The sequence below is a fragment of the Qipengyuania thermophila genome, from assembly GCF_004153605.1.
Taxonomy (GTDB): Bacteria; Pseudomonadota; Alphaproteobacteria; order Sphingomonadales; family Sphingomonadaceae; genus Qipengyuania_B; species Qipengyuania_B thermophila.
In genome coordinates this window covers 1-1,103 of the sequence record NZ_SDSI01000013.1, presented here as the reverse complement: position 1 = coordinate 1,103, position 1,103 = coordinate 1, and the positions used below count along the sequence as shown (strand labels likewise).

Sequence of the window (1,103 nt, the reverse complement as noted above, 5' to 3'; positions counted from 1 at the left end):
GGGAATACACACAAAAGTGTGTGTGTGTGAACATTACAAAATGTAATGTATAGAGAGCCATGGCAGTGAGCATTATGATTGCGGTTAGCTTCGGCCTAACAGGACCTGAAAAGGACTGTCATATAAAAGTTAGAGTGCTTTTAATATTGAATTTTTTAATAGTTTTTACTATTACAGCCAGAGACTCAGTTCTTTTAATGGTTATTGGCCTAGATCTTCTTCACTCTTCTATCTTTGTTCTTTTATTTTCTCAGTTTTTCCAATCTAGGTCTTCTATTCTATTTTCTATTATATTTATCACGTTTATGGCTATTGAGGGGGTTTTAGGGTTAAGGATTATTAGAGCTTCAGTCATTCGCTTGGAAAGTTCTTCTTTCAATCTTACTTCTTTTTCAAAAATATACCAAAAAAGAGTTTTTAGAACACTAGCTTTGGGAGCTAGAGGTCCCTTACAGGTTTTTTGAATAAAACTAAAGTTTCATCCTTTTCATATTCTTGACGTTAGCCCTTGGCCTATTATTGTTAGATTAAATGTTTTTAACTTAGCTTCAGTTTCAGTATTTTCTTTCTGAAAGAATTTCGGAGAAGAAATTGTGATTCTTCTATTTGGGATTCTTTTATCATCAGTCTTATGGTGGCGGGATATGATTACAGAAAGCCTTTATCAAGGCAATCACACTTTTGAAGTGATTCGAGGGCTTCGAATGGGGTTTTTAATATTTATTTTATCTGAAGTGATGTTTTTTTTCTCAATTTTCTTTGCATTTTTCTATGTTTCATTAGCTCCAGATGTGGCTCTAGGAATGAGTTACCCTCCAATAGGGATTTCACCAATTGATGTTTTAAGGGTCCCAATATTAAACACTCTGATTTTGCTCTCCAGAGGAGTGTCTTTAACGTGAAGACATCATTCTTTGATAAAAGGCAGAAATTTAAACGTTAGAGTTGGGCTACTCGTATCAATTGGATTAGGACTATGGTTTGTTTTTCTACAGCAAAAAGAGTATTATGAAAGCTCATTTTCGTTTGCTGACAGAGTTTTTGGATCTTTGTTCTTCATTAGGACGGGATTCCACGGACTTCATGTGATTGTGGGAACAATC

Annotated in this window: 1 protein-coding gene and 1 pseudogene; both read left to right on the top strand. The window is 34.5% G+C overall.

The window, feature by feature from the left end:
- The first annotated feature begins 59 nt into the window (after positions 1-59).
- On the top strand, positions 60-464 hold the full coding sequence (locus tag ETO60_RS11120; protein WP_130005720.1) for a hypothetical protein: 405 nt from the start codon (positions 60-62) through the stop codon (positions 462-464).
- A 129-nt stretch (positions 465-593) separates the two neighbouring features.
- A pseudogene (locus tag ETO60_RS11430) lies at positions 594-1,103 on the top strand (cytochrome c oxidase subunit 3); the annotation flags it as partial.